This is a genomic window from Pseudomonas sp. BF-B-26 (assembly GCF_019956495.1).
Classification (GTDB): Bacteria; Pseudomonadota; Gammaproteobacteria; order Pseudomonadales; family Pseudomonadaceae; genus Aquipseudomonas.
The window spans coordinates 44,589-59,907 of the sequence record NZ_JAHBDP010000060.1 but is presented as its reverse complement, the minus strand read 5'-3'; the positions used below and the strand labels follow the sequence as shown (position 1 = coordinate 59,907).

The 15,319-nt window shown below is 59.5% G+C and carries 13 protein-coding genes; 6 read left to right on the top strand and 7 right to left on the bottom strand.

Going from position 1 to position 15,319, the window contains the following annotated elements; translation table 11 throughout:
- The first annotated feature begins 256 nt into the window (after positions 1–256).
- Entirely contained in the window at positions 257–5,164 is a 4,908-nt protein-coding gene (locus KGB03_RS08875; RefSeq protein ID WP_218534623.1) for an NAD-glutamate dehydrogenase, read from the top strand.
- Positions 5,165–5,335: 171 nt separating this feature from the next.
- Here the strand turns inward: KGB03_RS08875 and KGB03_RS08870 are convergent, their stop codons facing one another.
- From KGB03_RS08870 to KGB03_RS08855, 4 genes are all read right to left on the bottom strand, one after another.
- The gene (locus tag KGB03_RS08870) at positions 5,336–6,046 is read right to left on the bottom strand and encodes an ATPase (protein WP_223526855.1); all 711 of its coding nucleotides are present in this window, start codon (positions 6,044–6,046) and stop codon (positions 5,336–5,338) included.
- A 229-nt stretch (positions 6,047–6,275) separates the two neighbouring features.
- A complete protein-coding gene (locus tag KGB03_RS08865) occupies positions 6,276–6,692 on the bottom strand; it encodes a cupin domain-containing protein (RefSeq protein WP_111451560.1) in 417 nt (138 codons plus the stop codon).
- Positions 6,693–6,881: 189 nt separating this feature from the next.
- The gene (locus tag KGB03_RS08860) at positions 6,882–7,175 is read right to left on the bottom strand and encodes a putative quinol monooxygenase (protein ID WP_192409451.1); all 294 of its coding nucleotides are present in this window, start codon (positions 7,173–7,175) and stop codon (positions 6,882–6,884) included.
- A 123-nt stretch (positions 7,176–7,298) separates the two neighbouring features.
- Complete coding sequence (locus KGB03_RS08855; RefSeq protein ID WP_223526854.1) at positions 7,299–8,732, bottom strand: PLP-dependent aminotransferase family protein; 1,434 nt, start codon at positions 8,730–8,732, stop codon at positions 7,299–7,301.
- 207 nt (positions 8,733–8,939) lie between these two features.
- Between KGB03_RS08855 and KGB03_RS08850 the strand changes: the two genes are divergently transcribed.
- From KGB03_RS08850 to KGB03_RS08840, 3 genes are all read left to right on the top strand, one after another.
- Positions 8,940–9,380, top strand: coding sequence for a carboxymuconolactone decarboxylase family protein (locus KGB03_RS08850; RefSeq protein WP_008150813.1), 441 nt, complete (start codon positions 8,940–8,942; stop codon positions 9,378–9,380).
- Between the two features lie 87 nt (positions 9,381–9,467).
- Positions 9,468–10,448, top strand: coding sequence for a LysR family transcriptional regulator (locus tag KGB03_RS08845; protein ID WP_223526853.1), 981 nt, complete (start codon positions 9,468–9,470; stop codon positions 10,446–10,448).
- A 173-nt stretch (positions 10,449–10,621) separates the two neighbouring features.
- Positions 10,622–11,143 (top strand): GNAT family N-acetyltransferase, encoded by a 522-nt coding sequence (locus KGB03_RS08840; protein ID WP_223526852.1) that lies wholly within the window; start codon positions 10,622–10,624, stop codon positions 11,141–11,143.
- A gap of 1 nt (position 11,144) precedes the next feature.
- On the opposite strand, the gene KGB03_RS08835 is transcribed toward KGB03_RS08840, so the two are convergent.
- Complete coding sequence (locus KGB03_RS08835) at positions 11,145–11,837, bottom strand: aspartate/glutamate racemase family protein (RefSeq protein ID WP_223526851.1); 693 nt, start codon at positions 11,835–11,837, stop codon at positions 11,145–11,147.
- Between the two features lie 93 nt (positions 11,838–11,930).
- On the opposite strand from KGB03_RS08835, the gene KGB03_RS08830 reads away from it, so the two are divergent.
- Together KGB03_RS08830 and KGB03_RS08825 are read left to right on the top strand one after the other, a co-directional pair.
- On the top strand, positions 11,931–12,707 hold the full coding sequence (locus KGB03_RS08830; RefSeq protein ID WP_223526850.1) for a helix-turn-helix domain-containing protein: 777 nt from the start codon (positions 11,931–11,933) through the stop codon (positions 12,705–12,707).
- Between the two features lie 69 nt (positions 12,708–12,776).
- Positions 12,777–13,271, top strand: coding sequence for a hypothetical protein (locus tag KGB03_RS08825; protein WP_223526849.1), 495 nt, complete (start codon positions 12,777–12,779; stop codon positions 13,269–13,271).
- Between the two features lie 68 nt (positions 13,272–13,339).
- On the opposite strand, the gene KGB03_RS08820 is transcribed toward KGB03_RS08825, so the two are convergent.
- Both KGB03_RS08820 and ccoN read right to left on the bottom strand, forming a co-directional pair.
- A complete protein-coding gene (locus tag KGB03_RS08820) occupies positions 13,340–13,561 on the bottom strand; it encodes a cbb3-type cytochrome c oxidase subunit 3 (RefSeq protein WP_218534632.1) in 222 nt (73 codons plus the stop codon).
- 15 nt (positions 13,562–13,576) lie between these two features.
- Positions 13,577–15,004 (bottom strand): cytochrome-c oxidase, cbb3-type subunit I, encoded by a 1,428-nt coding sequence (gene ccoN, locus KGB03_RS08815; RefSeq protein ID WP_192409442.1) that lies wholly within the window; start codon positions 15,002–15,004, stop codon positions 13,577–13,579.
- Between the last annotated feature and the right edge of the window lie 315 nt (positions 15,005–15,319).

Here is a 15,319-nt window from a genome sequence, read left to right as displayed (position 1 = left end):
AAGCACGGGGCTTGCCGCACTGGTTAAGCTGCGCAACGGATGAGCACCTGTAAAGGCATTGCGCTGCACCTTGCCCAGTCGTTTTTGCAGATGCCCATTCATGGAAGGTGAATGTGACCTGAGTGTCTCGTCCAGCTTCACCCACCTGTCATCCTGTTTCCTCTGCCCGAGAATCAGGAACAGGGTGACGGATTGCCCCGAAAGGGGTTTGCACGCGACGCTTCCATCAATAACAAGCCCAAGCGGAGTACCACAGATGGCGTTCTTCACCGCAGCCAGCAAAGCCGACTTCCAGCACCAACTGCAAGCGGCACTGGCCCAGCACATCAGTGAACAGGCACTGCCACAAGTGGCGCTGTTCGCGGAACAATTTTTCGGCATCATTTCCCTGGACGAGCTGACCCAGCGTCGGTTGTCCGACCTCGCCGGCTGCACCCTTTCTGCGTGGCGCCTGCTTGAGCGCTTCGATCACGCGCAACCGCAAGTGCGCGTCTACAACCCCGATTACGAACGCCACGGCTGGCAGTCGACCCACACCGCGGTCGAAGTGCTGCACCACGACCTGCCATTTCTGGTGGACTCGGTACGCACCGAGCTGAACCGTCGCGGCTACAGCATCCATACTCTGCAAACCACTGTGCTGAGCGTACGTCGCGGCAGCAAGGGCGAGTTGCTGGAAATCCTGCCGAAAGGCACCCAGGGCGAAGGCATTCTTCAAGAATCGCTGATGTACCTGGAAATCGACCGTTGCGCCAACACCGCCGAGCTCAATGTCCTGAGCAAAGAGCTGGAACAGGTACTCGGTGAAGTCCGCGTCGCAGTTGCCGATTTCGAGCCGATGAAAGCCAAGGTCCAGGAAATCCTCACCGGCCTGGACAACAGCCAGTTCGCGGTCGACCCTGAAGAAAAAGGCGAAATCAAAAGCTTCCTGGAATGGCTGGTGGGCAACCACTTCACGTTCCTGGGCTATGAAGAGTTCGTGGTGCGCGATGAAGCCGACGGCGGCCACATCGTCTACGACCAGGACTCCTTCCTCGGCCTGACCAAATTGCTGCGCACCGGCCTGACCTACGATGACCTGCGCATCGAAGACTACGCCGTAAACTACCTGCGCGAACCGACCCTGCTGTCGTTCGCCAAGGCTGCGCACCCAAGCCGTGTACACCGTCCGGCTTACCCGGATTACGTGTCGATCCGTGAAATCGATGCCGACGGCAACGTGATCAAGGAATGCCGTTTCATGGGCCTGTACACCTCCTCGGTGTATGGCGAGAGCGTGCGGGTCATCCCGTACATCCGCCGCAAGGTCGAAGAAATCGAACGCCGTTCCGGCTTCCAGGCCAAGGCTCACCTGGGCAAGGAACTGGCTCAGGTGGTTGAAGTGCTGCCGCGCGACGACCTGTTCCAGACCCCGGTCGACGAACTGTTTGCCACCGTGATGTCGATCGTGCAGATCCAGGAACGCAACAAGATTCGCGTGTTCCTGCGCAAAGACCCGTACGGTCGTTTCTGCTACTGCCTGGCCTACGTGCCGCGCGATATCTACTCCACCGAAGTGCGCCAGAAGATCCAGCAAGTGCTGATGGATCGCCTGAAAGCCTCGGACTGCGAGTTCTGGACCTTCTTCTCCGAGTCCGTGCTGGCCCGCGTGCAGCTGATTTTGCGCGTCGATCCGAAGAACCGTCTGGACATCGACCCGGTTCTGCTGGAAAAAGAAGTCGTGCAAGCCTGCCGCAGCTGGCAGGACGACTACGCGAGCCTGGTGGTCGAAAGCTTCGGCGAAGCCCACGGCACCAACGTGTTGGCCGACTTCCCGAAAGGCTTCCCGGCCGGTTACCGCGAGCGTTTCGCCGCGCATTCGGCTGTGGTCGACATGCAGCACCTGCTGAGCCTGAAAGAATCCAACCCGCTGGTGATGAGCTTCTATCAGCCACTGGGTCAGGTCTCCGGTCAGCGCGAGCTGCACTGCAAGCTGTATCACGCCGATACCCCGCTGGCGTTGTCAGACGTATTGCCGATCCTGGAAAACCTCGGCCTGCGCGTGCTGGGTGAATTCCCGTATCGCCTGCGTCACAACAATGGCCGCGAGTTCTGGATTCACGACTTTGCGTTCACCGCCGCTGAAGGCCTGGAACTCGACATCCAGCAACTCAACGACACCTTGCAGGACGCTTTCGTCCACATCGTGCGCGGCGATGCCGAGAACGATGCGTTCAACCGCCTGGTGCTGACTGCCGGCCTGCCATGGCGCGACGTCGCGCTGCTGCGTGCCTACGCCCGTTACATGAAGCAGATTCGCCTGGGCTTCGACCTGGGTTACATCGCCAGCACCCTGAACAACCACACCGACATCGCTCGCGAGTTGACCCGGTTGTTCAAAACCCGTTTCTACCTGGCGCGCAAGCTGACCGGCGACGATCTGGAAGACAAGCAGCAACGCCTGGAACACGCGATTCTCAGCGCCCTGGACGACGTTCAGGTACTGAACGAAGACCGTATCCTGCGTCGCTACCTGGACCTGATCAAGGCCACCCTGCGGACCAACTTCTACCAGACCGACGCGCACGGTCAGAACAAGTCCTACTTCAGCTTCAAGTTCAACCCGCACCAGATTCCAGAGCTGCCGAAGCCAGTACCGAAGTTCGAAATCTTCGTTTACTCGCCACGTGTCGAAGGCGTGCACCTGCGCTTCGGTAACGTTGCTCGCGGTGGTCTGCGCTGGTCTGATCGTGAAGAAGACTACCGCACCGAAGTCCTGGGCCTGGTAAAAGCCCAGCAAGTGAAGAACTCGGTCATCGTGCCGGTGGGCGCGAAGGGCGGCTTCCTGCCGCGTCGCCTGCCACTGGGTGGCGGTCGGGACGAGATCGCGGCCGAGGGCATCGCCTGCTACCGCATCTTCATCTCGGGCCTGTTGGACATCACCGACAACCTGAAAGACGGTGCGCTGGTACCGCCGGCCAACGTCGTGCGGCATGACGACGATGACCCGTACCTGGTGGTCGCTGCGGACAAGGGCACTGCAACCTTCTCCGACATCGCCAACGGTATCGCCATCGACTACGGCTTCTGGCTCGGCGATGCGTTCGCATCGGGCGGCTCGGCCGGTTACGACCACAAGAAAATGGGCATCACCGCCAAGGGCGCGTGGGTTGGCGTTCAACGTCACTTCCGCGAACGCGGCATCAATGTTCAGGAAGACAACATCACGGTGGTCGGCGTCGGCGACATGGCCGGTGACGTGTTCGGTAACGGTTTGTTGATGTCCGACAAGCTGCAACTGGTCGCAGCGTTCAACCACCTGCACATCTTCATCGACCCGAACCCGGAGCCGGCCAACAGCTTCGCCGAGCGTCAGCGCCTGTTCGACCTGCCGCGTTCGGCCTGGTCGGATTACGACACCAGCATCATGTCCGAAGGCGGCGGGATCTTCTCCCGTAGCGCGAAAAGCATCGCGATTTCCCCGCAGATGAAAGAGCGCTTCGACATTCAGGCTGACAAGCTGACCCCGACCGAACTGCTGAACGCCTTGCTCAAGGCACCGGTGGATCTGTTGTGGAACGGCGGTATCGGTACTTACGTCAAAGCCAGCAGCGAAAGCCACGCCGATGTCGGCGACAAGGCCAACGATGCGCTGCGCGTGAACGGCAACGAACTGCGCTGCAAAGTCGTGGGCGAGGGCGGTAACCTCGGTATGACCCAGCTGGGTCGTGTCGAATTCGGCCTCAATGGCGGCGGTTCCAACACCGACTTCATCGACAACGCCGGTGGTGTGGACTGCTCCGACCACGAAGTGAACATCAAGATCCTGCTGAACGAAGTGGTTCATGCCGGTGACATGACCGACAAGCAACGTAACCAGTTGCTGGCGAGCATGACCGACGAAGTCGGCAACCTGGTGCTGGGCAACAACTACAAGCAGACTCAGGCACTGTCCCTTGCGGCACGCCGTGCCTTCGTGCGGATTGCCGAATACAAGCGTCTGATGAACGATCTGGAAGGCCGCGGCAAGCTGGATCGCGCCATCGAGTTCCTGCCGTCTGAAGAAGCGATCAACGAGCGTCTCGCGGAAGGCCATGGCCTGACCCGTGCAGAGCTGTCGGTGCTGATCTCCTACAGTAAGATCGACCTCAAGGAAGCGCTGCTCAACTCCCAGGTGCCGGACGACGATTACCTGACGCGCGACATGGAAACCGCTTTCCCGCCGACCCTGGTGAGCAAGTTCTCCGACGCCATGCGCCGTCACCGTCTGAAGCGTGAGATCGTCAGCACCCAGATCGCCAACGATCTGGTCAACCACATGGGCATCACCTTCGTTCAACGACTCAAAGAGTCGACCGGCATGAGCCCGGCGAACGTGGCCGGTGCTTACGTGATCGTGCGCGACATCTTCCATCTCCCGCACTGGTTCCGTCAGATCGAAGCACTGGACTACCAGGTTTCCGCTGACGTGCAACTGGAGCTGATGGATGAGCTGATGCGTCTGGGCCGTCGCGCTACGCGCTGGTTCCTGCGCAGCCGTCGTAACGAGCAGAATGCTGCCCGTGACGTCGCGCACTTCGGTCCACATCTGGCAGCGCTGGGCCTCAAGCTCGACGAACTGCTGGAAGGCCCGACCCGCGAAGGCTGGCAGACCCGTTATCAGGCGTACGTTGCGGCTGGCGTTCCTGAGTTGCTGGCGCGCATGGTTGCAGGCACCACTCACCTGTACACCTTGCTGCCGATCATCGAAGCGTCCGACGTGACCGGTCAGAACGCCGCCGACGTGGCGAAGGCATACTTCGCCGTGGGCAGCGCGCTGGACATCACCTGGTACCTGCAACAGATCAGCGCTCTGCCGGTTGAAAACAACTGGCAGGCCCTGGCCCGTGAAGCGTTCCGCGATGACGTCGACTGGCAACAACGTGCGATCACCATCTCCGTCCTGCAACAGGGCGACGGCACCCAGGACGTGGAAACCCGTCTGGAACTTTGGATGGAAGAGCACGAAGGCATGATCGAACGCTGGCGCGCCATGCTGGTAGAAATCCGTGCCGCCAGCGGCACTGATTACGCCATGTATGCGGTGGCCAACCGTGAGTTGCTGGATCTGGCGTTGAGCGGTCAAGCGGTAGTGCCCGTCACTGCCGCTAGCATTGCCAGCGCTGAGTTGGAGCCGGCGGCCTGATCAGGCGCTGAATGAAGAAGCCCCGTCTTGAGAAAGACGGGGCTTTTTTTTGCCTGAAAGTTTGCGCTGTCTGGTCGGGCCCTTTCGCGAGCAAGCCCGCTCCCACATTGGTTTTGCGTCGTACACAGAACTAATGTGGGAGCGGGCTTGCTCGCGAAGGGGCCATCAACCTCAATACAACTTTTTGCCTATTTTATTATCGATCATCGACACTTTATCTGTCGGCCTGGTCAATAAATTACTGAGCGACTGGTCAAACTTTTGCAAAGCCCTGACTTGCACATTCTGTTGTTCGTTTATATCGGCAACGATCTCTTCGCTGCGTTTATAGTCCGCCCATAACGGACTCAGTTCTTTAGCGTCATGACCCTGCGCAGTGCCGATGTAGTTGAAGTTGGAATCGTAGAACGCTGCGCTGACATTTGCGCTGATGTCCGAACTGCGCGAGGTCATCAATTGACTGCGCGTGTCGACAATGGCGACCACGTCCGGTTTAGCGGCCTTGAGACTTTGCATGTCCGGATACACCGTCACCGAGCCAAACTGACGTTGCAAGGATGCTTTGACCCAGTCCACCGCCAGGTCCGGTTTGGAGGTGGCGACGTAGGCATCGTGAATCGACTGCACCAGCAGGCTCTGGCCGAAACCGGTGCCGGCGTTGGCCTGGTAATCCTGAAGGTAGTCGCGGTTGGTCTGCGTGTTGCGGCTGTACACGATGCCCAGGGACACGTTGCTGCCATGGGTGACATGCGTGGCGCTGCTGCGGCCGACCGGTCCGGTGAAAATGCCGTCGAGCGAAGAAACAGCTTTCGGTGCAGTGGGTATTGAACAACCCGTTAAAAGAATCGTTATCGTCAAGGTACTGACAAGTGCAAGTTTCATGGTGTTTCTCCCGTGAAACAACTTGAGTCGGAACGTTAATAGGCCGGACACAGTCGGCGGAGATTCCAGACTAAACCTGTCGACACTGAATGAAATGGCCAATCACTACACTTGTCAGGTGATCACTAGTTTTTGTTTGGTTTAAAAGATCCCGGTTAATTGCGCCGGGAAATAAACAGGCCCGAATTGTTAATTCGAGCCTGTTTATTTATGGCTGGCGCAACAGCTATCAGTTTTCCAAAGGGATCAATACTTTTTCGTCGGGCGCTAACACCATAAATACCAACAGTTTGGCGGGTTTGGTGGCACTGGCATTTTTCGAGACCAAATGCTCCGAGCCGGCTGGCTCATACCAGTATTCACCGGCCTTGTAAGTGATCGGCTTTTCGCCTTTGACCTGGGAAATGATTTCTCCCGAAATGACGTAAGCCATGGCCGTGCCGTCGTGCTTGTGGGCGATGGATGATTGGCCGGGTTTGTAATCGACTTCGATCATCAGCGCTTTTTTGCCCGGTGCGTTTTTCAACATCTGGTCCTGCAACACCGTGACCTTTTCCGAAGGGGCGGCTTCGTGAGCGTATGTCGCGGCGCAAAAGGTCAGGGCCAGGGCGGCGAGGGGCGCAGCACAGTAGCGTAAGGCATTCATGGGTTATCACCTGCTGTGGTTAGAGTCAGGGACCACAGTAAGTCTCGGCCAAGGCCAATCAAACAGCCAATTTTCGTGAAGGCGAGGGGACCAATCCTGCGCGTTGAAAAAACAAGATCGCCGCCTCCAGCTACTTCTACAGAGGTACCCATAGCCCTGTAGGAGTAGCCGAAGGCGGCGACCTAATTTTTAAACGATAGGAAAGCTGTTGAAGTCGACGCTGTTGGCCAGGCGGCTGTCGATCAGGCTGATAAAGCCTTGTACTTCAGGGCAGTTGAAATGCATGTGCATGGCCGCTTCCGATTGCCAGCGGGCACTGACCGTCCAACGGTTGCCGTCCTCGGGGCAGCGGTCGACCATATAGGAATCGCAGCCCGGTAATTCGCGCAGGGTGTCGACGATTTTTTGCAGTTGCTTACCCAGTTCGTCCGAGCGGCCGGCGGCGGCCTGCACCTTAACGGTATTGATCACTTCGTTGGACATTGCTCACACTCCTGAATCAGGCCGGACGAATCCTGCTCATTGAGGGATAACGTTTATGCAGGATAGGCCTGCATTCCCGGACCACCAATAGCCAATCGCGGGATAAAAACGCAGACCAATTCGTCAGGCGACATGCTGCAAAATGTCCCGCAGGCGGTCCAGGGCGATGTCGATGTCCAGGGTTTCGATGGCGCCAAAACCGAGGAACAGCCCGGACTGCGGCGCTTGCTGATAGAAAAAACTGTCGATGGGATACACCCCGACTTCGACCTTTTTTGCCAGCTCGATCACCAATGGAATATCGATAGACACTTTGCACATAACCACCATGTGGAACCCGGCGGTGGTCGGAACCGCCTCGAGCCACGGTGACAGATCGCCGGCCATGCGCTCAAGGATCCGCTCACGGCGTCCGGCATAGATCGTATGGCAGCGCCGGACATGCTTGAGCAGACAACCTTCGGCGATGAACTTGGCCAGCGCCCATTGGGGCAGGGTGGACGTGTGCAGGTCGGTGAGCTGCTTGGCGCGAATGACCGCTTCGAGAATTGCCGGCGGCAGGATCGCATAACCCAGGCGCAGCTCCGGTAGCAGGGTTTTCGAAAAGGTCCCGACGTAAGCGACGATGCCGCGTTCATCCATGCTTTGCAGCGAATCGGTGGGCCGGCCTTCGTAGCGGAATTCGCTGTCGTAATCGTCCTCGATGATGATCGCGCCCAACTCATGGGCCCGCTCCAGCAGCGCCACCCGGCGCGCCTGGCTCATCGGCATGCCGAGCGGAAACTGGTGCGACGGGGTGACGTAGATCAGGCGGGTGCCAAGGGGGATTTTGTCCACTTGAATGCCTTCGGCATCCACCGGGACGCCGATCACCGTGGCGCCGTGGGTACCGAACAACAGGCGTGCGGGCGGGTAACCGGGGTCTTCCATGGCGACGATGCTGCCGGGCCGCGTGAGCACCCGGGAGATCAGGTCCAGCGCCTGTTGCGCACCGTTGCACACCACCACGTCTTCGTCCTGGCAATTGACCCCGCGGGAAAACGCGATGTGCCGGGCAATCGCATTGCGTAACGCCGGCAGGCCTTCGGGCAAACTGTAGAAGCCCTTGGACGCAGCGATCTGGCGCAAGGCGTGAGCGGTGCAGCGCCGCCAGTCATCCTGGGGGAACTGGCCCTTGCTGGTGGCGCCGCCGATGAAGTCGTAACGCAACGAGCCTTCCAGCGTCGGATGGCGCAGAAACACTGGCAAGTTGCGCCAGGACTCGATGACCTCGGCACTGGCCAACTCCGAATGGCTCTGCTTACGGGTGATTTTCGCCGGTCGGGCGTTGACGTAGGTGCCTTTGCCGATGACTCCGGTGAGGAAGTTTTCGTAGGTCAGTTGCGTGTAGGTGTCGGAAATGGTCTTGCGCGAAATGCCCAGTTGTTCAGCCAGTAAACGGCTGGGCGGCAGCTGCGTCCCGGCTGCCAGACGGCCGGATTCGATGGCGCTGCGCAGTTGGTTGTACAACTGGCCTGCCAGGTCCTTGCGGCCGTTGATGACAACGTGAAGTTCCATACCGGCGAAGCTCCTGGGGCGATTGAGGCGCGTGTGCGTCGGGCCAGATTACCCGCATGAACGCCTGCGCAAAAGTTGCGTGGGCGAAAAACCTCCGATTGGTCTGGTGCCTGAGTGGTCCACGGGTATTTCGCAGAATTGGATCTGTAACGTCGGCGTATCAGCGCCTACCTTGAGGGGCACACATTCGATCCACGAGGTCACGCCATGAACGCCCGCTTGGATTACTACAGCGCATCGCCCAAGGCGATGAAAGCGATGATTGCCATGGAGGCGTTGACCAGTAACCTCAGCATCGAGCCGGCCTTGCTGCACTTGATCAAGATCCGCGCCTCGCAACTCAATGGCTGCGCTTTCTGCACTGACATGCACTCGGTGGATGCCCGGCGACTCGGCGAGACTGACCGTCGGTTGTATTCGATCGTGGTCTGGCGCGACAGTGGCTTCTTCAATGCGCGAGAACGCGCGGCGCTGGCCTGGACCGAAGCCGTCACGTTGCTCTCTGAAAGCCATGTGCCGGACGACGTTTACACGCAGGCCCGGGAGCAGTTCAACGAGGGCGAGATGGTCGACCTGACCATCGCCGTTACCACGATCAACAGCTGGAATCGCCTGGCGGTAAGTTTTCGGCAAACCCCTGGAGGCTGAATCGATTTTCCGCTCCGAGTGTCACGTCAGGTTCATAAACCCTGCGCAGGATGAGGCTCTCAAGGACAGATCGACAGGGAGTCAGCGATGCGATTCATGGAAACCACAGCGCGCCAGCGAGTTGCCGAGTACCGCTTGCCCGTAGAAAAAACCTCATCCTGGCGCGCACTGGCGGCAGAGATCGATCCGGTACTGGCGCAGTCTTTTCGGGTCAGTGCCCGTTGCGGCTGTTTCATGCAGGCGGCCCGCAGTCTCAGTATCAAGGCCACCCAACTGCGTAAACAACTGGCGCAGCTTGAATCGCAACTGCAGTGTTCGCTGTTCAGCCACTCAGAGAATGGCGTTGCCCTCAGTCGTGACGGATTGCAGCTGCAATCGCAGTTGATTGCTTTGGCCCACGAGCGCGACTTGCCGGTGATTGAACAGCCGTTGATTCGCCTGGCCGTCGCCGAATCGATCCTGCATGACATTCTCGGTCGCGATCTGGTTGCCTTGTTGCGGCGCAACGCCAGCGTGCGCCTGGACATCATCACCCTGGACAGTGAACTGTCCCTGCAAGCGGTCAGCGCCGATGTGGTGCTGTGGCTGGCCGGCACCGAATCACCGCTGCCCGGCCCGAGTTTTGCGGTCAGCGAGCCCCGGCGTCTGGCACGGCTTGACTACCTGCCTCACATCGCCAAACGGTATTCACGGGTGGCGTCGCGGCCAGACAGCCTCGACGACTTGACGGATTTCCTGTTGGTGCAATGGCAGCATGACCGTCAGGTCGACTGTTTCCGGCCGTGGAATACCCTCGTGGATCAGCGCCTGGCCGGGGTGGTGCAGTTGCATTCCTATGAACTGATGCTGGAAATGATCCGTTGCAGCGCCTGCATTGGCCTGTTGCCCGGATACATCAGCCGCTTCGATCGCGGCCTTATTGAGTTGCCGGGACTGTTCAGTCAACCGATGCAGCGTCAGGTGTGGATGGCGGTCAATGCCGAGTCCGAGGGTTCAGCGCAGGTGCAGATGATGGTTGAGCTGATCCAGAACACCTTCGAAGAGCGCCGAGAGTGGTTCGAGGGGTGACCGCCATCCAAAATGTGGGAGCGGGCTTGCTCGCGAAAGCGATTTCACATTCAACGATGATGTTGACTGCCAGCCCCCCTTCGCGAGCAAGCCCGCTCCCACATGGTTCTCGCCACACTGGAAGATTGCGGTATAGAGTGGGCGGCCATGTCTGTCTCAAGGATGAATCACCCATGCCCGCCACTGACGCTGTCATCACCCTCGAACGTTTCAACGAATCCCACATCGACGGCATTACCGCGCTCTACAACGACCCGGCCATTGCCCGTCAGGTGCTGCAAATGCCGTTTCAGTCCACCGAGGCCTGGCGCAAACGCCTGGCGCCGGACAATGAACGTGTGGTGCAGCTGGTGGCGCTGCATCAAGGGGCGGTCATCGGCAATATTGGCCTGGAGCAGTTTTCAAGGATCCGCCGCAGCCATGCCGGCAATCTCGGCATGGGCATAGCGACAGCCTGGCAGGGCAAGGGCGTCGGCTCGAAGCTGTTGGCGGCGGCGTTGGACATCGCCGACAACTGGATGAACCTGCAACGGCTCGAGCTTTCGGTGTACGCCGACAACGAAGCCGCCATCGGGCTGTATCGCAAGTTTGGCTTCGATACCGAAGGGCTGTTTCGCGACTACGCCGTGCGTGACGGCGTGCTGGTCGATGCCTTGAGCATGGCGCGGCTGCGTCGCCCGCCCAAGGCCGGTTGAATCACTCGCCCAACGCGAACGCCACCGCTGCCTGTGCATGCAGTTCGGTGGTGTCGAGCAAGGGCAGGGCGCTGTGCTCGGGTTTGATCAGCAGGCCGATTTCGGTGCAACCGAGGATGATTGCCTGGGCGCCACGTCGGGTCAGTGATTCGATGATCTGCTGATAGACCTTGCGTGACGGCTCGCTGATCACCCCGACGCACAACTCGTCATAGATGATCCGGTGGACGGCCTGACGTTCATCGGCCTCCGGCACCAGCACGGTCAGCCCCATCGAAGTCAGGCGTTCCTTGAGGAAGTCCTGCTCCATGGTGAACGCTGTGCCGAGCAGTCCGATTTTCAGCGCGCCAGCCTCGACGGCAGCTTGACCCGCCGGGTCGGCGATGTGCAGGAACGGAATACTGATCGCTGCCTGAATCTGCCCGGCCACTTTGTGCATGGTGTTGGTGCACAGCACCACGCAATCGGCGCCACCCGCCTGCAACCGTTGCGCCGCATCCACTAGAATCGCCGCGGCATCGTCCCAGCGCCCCGCATGCTGGGCCTGTTCGACAGGGCCAAAGTCGACGCTGTACATTAACAATTTCGCCGAACGCAACGGCCCGAGTCGGTCGCGCACCTGTTGGTTGATAAGACGGTAATACTCGGCGCTGGACTCCCAGCTCATGCCGCCGATAAGGCCGATGGTGCGCATGTTGTGCTCCTGGTGATGGCAACCCTTTGTTCGAGCATGCCCTTATTTGAGAGTACCCATGGCTCTTCATCGCGATCTATCAGGAAATTTCACATGCCAACAGTGCTGAGCCAGGAGCTGCTGGACGGCAGACTCTGCTTGCAGCTTATGCCCCGTGCGGCTTACAGCGCGCGTGACCCGGTGCAGTGGCAAACCCTTGGGGTGACGCTGGAACGTCAACAGGGCGTGCACGCCATCGATTCGGATCACCGGGTGGATTTCGACACCTTGCCTGGCGTGCTGGCTTACACCCCGATCGGCGTGGAAGTGTTTTCCGAATCGGCCAGCGGTGGCGAATACCTGCTGATGCGACTGGACGAGCCGTTGGCCGATCAGCATTTACCCTCGGTTGACCACCGTGTGCAGTCTTCAGGCAATCGCCGCGCGCTGGTGCTGGGCCGGGAGCTGCGGCGTCTGTTGCTCGCTCCGCAACCGGACAGGCTGGCGCTTGAGCAAAGGGCGGTGGAGTTCGTTGGTTTGGTGAGTCCAAAGGTCGATACCGCGCAACGCGTCACGCCCAGGGATTTCACCCGAGTGCTGGACCTGATCGCCGAGCAGTTCCACGAGCCCCTGCCCCTTGAACAATTGGCCGCCACCTACGGGCAAAACGAGCTGCGCTTTCTGCGCGACTTCACCCGGGCCATCGGCCTGACACCCCACGCTTACCTCGTTGAAGTGCGGCTTCAGGCGGCACGCTGGATGATTGAACATACCGACCTGTCCCTGGCCGACATCGCCCTGGACGCCGGCTTTGCCCACCAGTCCCACATGGGCAGTGCCTTTCGCAAATACCTGGCCATGACCCCCAGCCAATACCGTTCACGCTTTTAGTCGTACGCCGGCAACGCGCATCTGCCATGCTCAACGTCCGCAGCACCGCTTCAACAAAGGAACACCACAATGGACGACGTACAGCAACTGGGTGAGATGCTTCGCCATTACGCAGAAAGCGAAGCGCACAAGAAGCAACTGTTCGAGTCGCAATCGGCCGTGTGGGCGACGCGCATTGGTGAACTGTTCAATCAGATCCAGCAATGGCTGGAACCGGTCCAGGCGCCGAATCTGCTGGAGGTGAGCCGCGAGGCCTATGTCGCCTCGGGACCGAGCGTTCCGGTCGAAACGTCGACCTTCAAGACCGAGAAGCTGTCCATTGTGATCGCCGGTAAGCCGGTGGAGTTTGTGCCCGATGTGATGGGTGCCGGCGGTCAGATTTCACTGGCCGTGATGGGCCTGACAGCGGCGCGGTACGGCAGCATTTCGTTGGTATGCCTGCCACCGTCCAGCAACTGGCAATGGCGCAAGACCAATGGCTTGAAAGACCCGGATACCTTTGCATTCGATGCGAATTTTCTGGCGCAGCAGTTGCAGAGCCTGATTCCCCGCGAACGCAGCTGAATTCTCTGACCTGACACATACCCCTGTGGGAGCGGCGATGCGCCGCTCCCACATTGATCGGCGTGGCGTCAGAATTCCAGGTTGTCCCAGCCCGGTTTTGCTTCTTCCGGCGCAACCGCCTTCACGGTTTTCCCCGTCGCCAACTCCACCCGCCGTGCCACCTCCGGGTCATCGGCAAACGGAATCAAACTGGCTTCCTCCAGACTCTCTGTCGTCTGGTATTTCAGGCAGTATTCAACCGCCAGCCAAAGCCCCACGACCCCCAACACATTCAGCACGACCTCAATCATCTCAAGCCCCTCGCCTCAGGCAATCTGCGCTTCGCGGTGGGCCATTTCGATGTCCGAAACCCGCACCGTGCGCCAGACGTTGTAAGCCATCAGCAACATGCCGCTGAGGAAGAACACACCGCCGACGAAGCGCACCACGAACCCCGGATGGCTGGCCTGCAAGGCTTCGACGAAGGAGTAGGTCAGCGTGCCGTCATCGTTGATCGCACGCCACATCAAGCCCTGGGTGATGCCGTTGACCCACATCGAGGCGATGTACAGCACGGTGCCGATGGTGGCGAGCCAGAAGTGCGCGTTGATCAGCCCGATGCTGTGCATCTGCGTGCGACCGAAGATTTTCGGGATCATGTGGTACAGCGAGCCGAATGTGATCATTGCCACCCAACCCAGAGCGCCGGCGTGAACGTGGCCGATGGTCCAGTCGGTGTAGTGGGAGAGGGCGTTGACCGTCTTGATCGCCATCATCGGCCCTTCGAAGGTCGACATGCCGTAGAAGGCCAGGGACAACACCAAAAAGCGCAGGATCGGGTCGGTGCGCAACTTATGCCAGGCCCCCGAGAGCGTCATCATGCCGTTGATCATCCCGCCCCAGCTCGGCGCCAGCAGGATCAACGACATCGCCATGCCGAGCGACTGCGCCCAGTCCGGCAGCGCGGTGTAGTGCAAGTGATGCGGGCCGGCCCAGATGTACAGGGTGATCAGCGCCCAGAAGTGCACGATCGACAAGCGATAGGAATACACCGGCCGCCCAACCTGTTTCGGCACGAAGTAATACATCATCCCCAGGAACCCGGTGGTCAGGAAGAAGCCCACCGCGTTGTGCCCGTACCACCACTGCACCATGGCGTCGGTCGCCCCGGAATACACCGGATAGGACTTGAACCAGTCCACCGGAATCGCCAGGTGATTGACCACGTGCAACATGGCGATCACCACGATAAACGCGCCGAAGAACCAATTGCCGACGTAGATGTGCTTGGTCTTGCGCTGCACCACGGTGGTGAAAAACACGATGGCATACGCGACCCAGACCACGGTCATCCACACCGCGCCGGAGAACTCGATCTCGGCGTATTCCTTGGTGGTGGTGTAGCCCAGCGGCAGGGTGATCAGCATCACCACAATCACCGATTGCCAGCCCCAGAAAGTGAATGCCGCGAGCTTGTCCGAAAACAGCCGCACCTGGCAGGTACGCTGTACCGCGTAGTAACTGGCGGCGAATTGCGCGCTGCCGGCAAAGCCGAAAATCACCAGGCTGGTGTGCAACGGGCGCAAGCGGCCGAAGGTGGTCCATGGCAGGTCGAGGTTCATCTGCGGCCACACCAGTTGCGAGGCGATCCACACCCCCATCGCCATCCCCACGACACCCCATACCACGGTTGCCACGACGAATTGGCGGACGACCTTGTAGTTATAGGCCTGTCCGATTGTTGCTGTGCTCATGGTCAATGCTTCCACGGTTGCAAAGTCTTGCCAGGCCACCCGGACTGGCATGTCGTGCACTGTAGAAACCTTGCGAAAAACAAAACAGGCTCAGGAAAACATCATTTGTGCGGATCAGATTTAAGGTAACCCTGCGGCCATCTGCCACAACCTGATACGGTTTTTTAGCGTCCAACTGAATCTGTAACGCATTGCGCCGCAGGTCCATAGTCACCTCAAGAAAACGGGCCATAGAGCTTCTAACTCACCCAAATCGCTGTGGGAGCGACCTGTGGTGAGGGGATTTAGCGAAACGTCGCACCGCCCCGTTCGGCT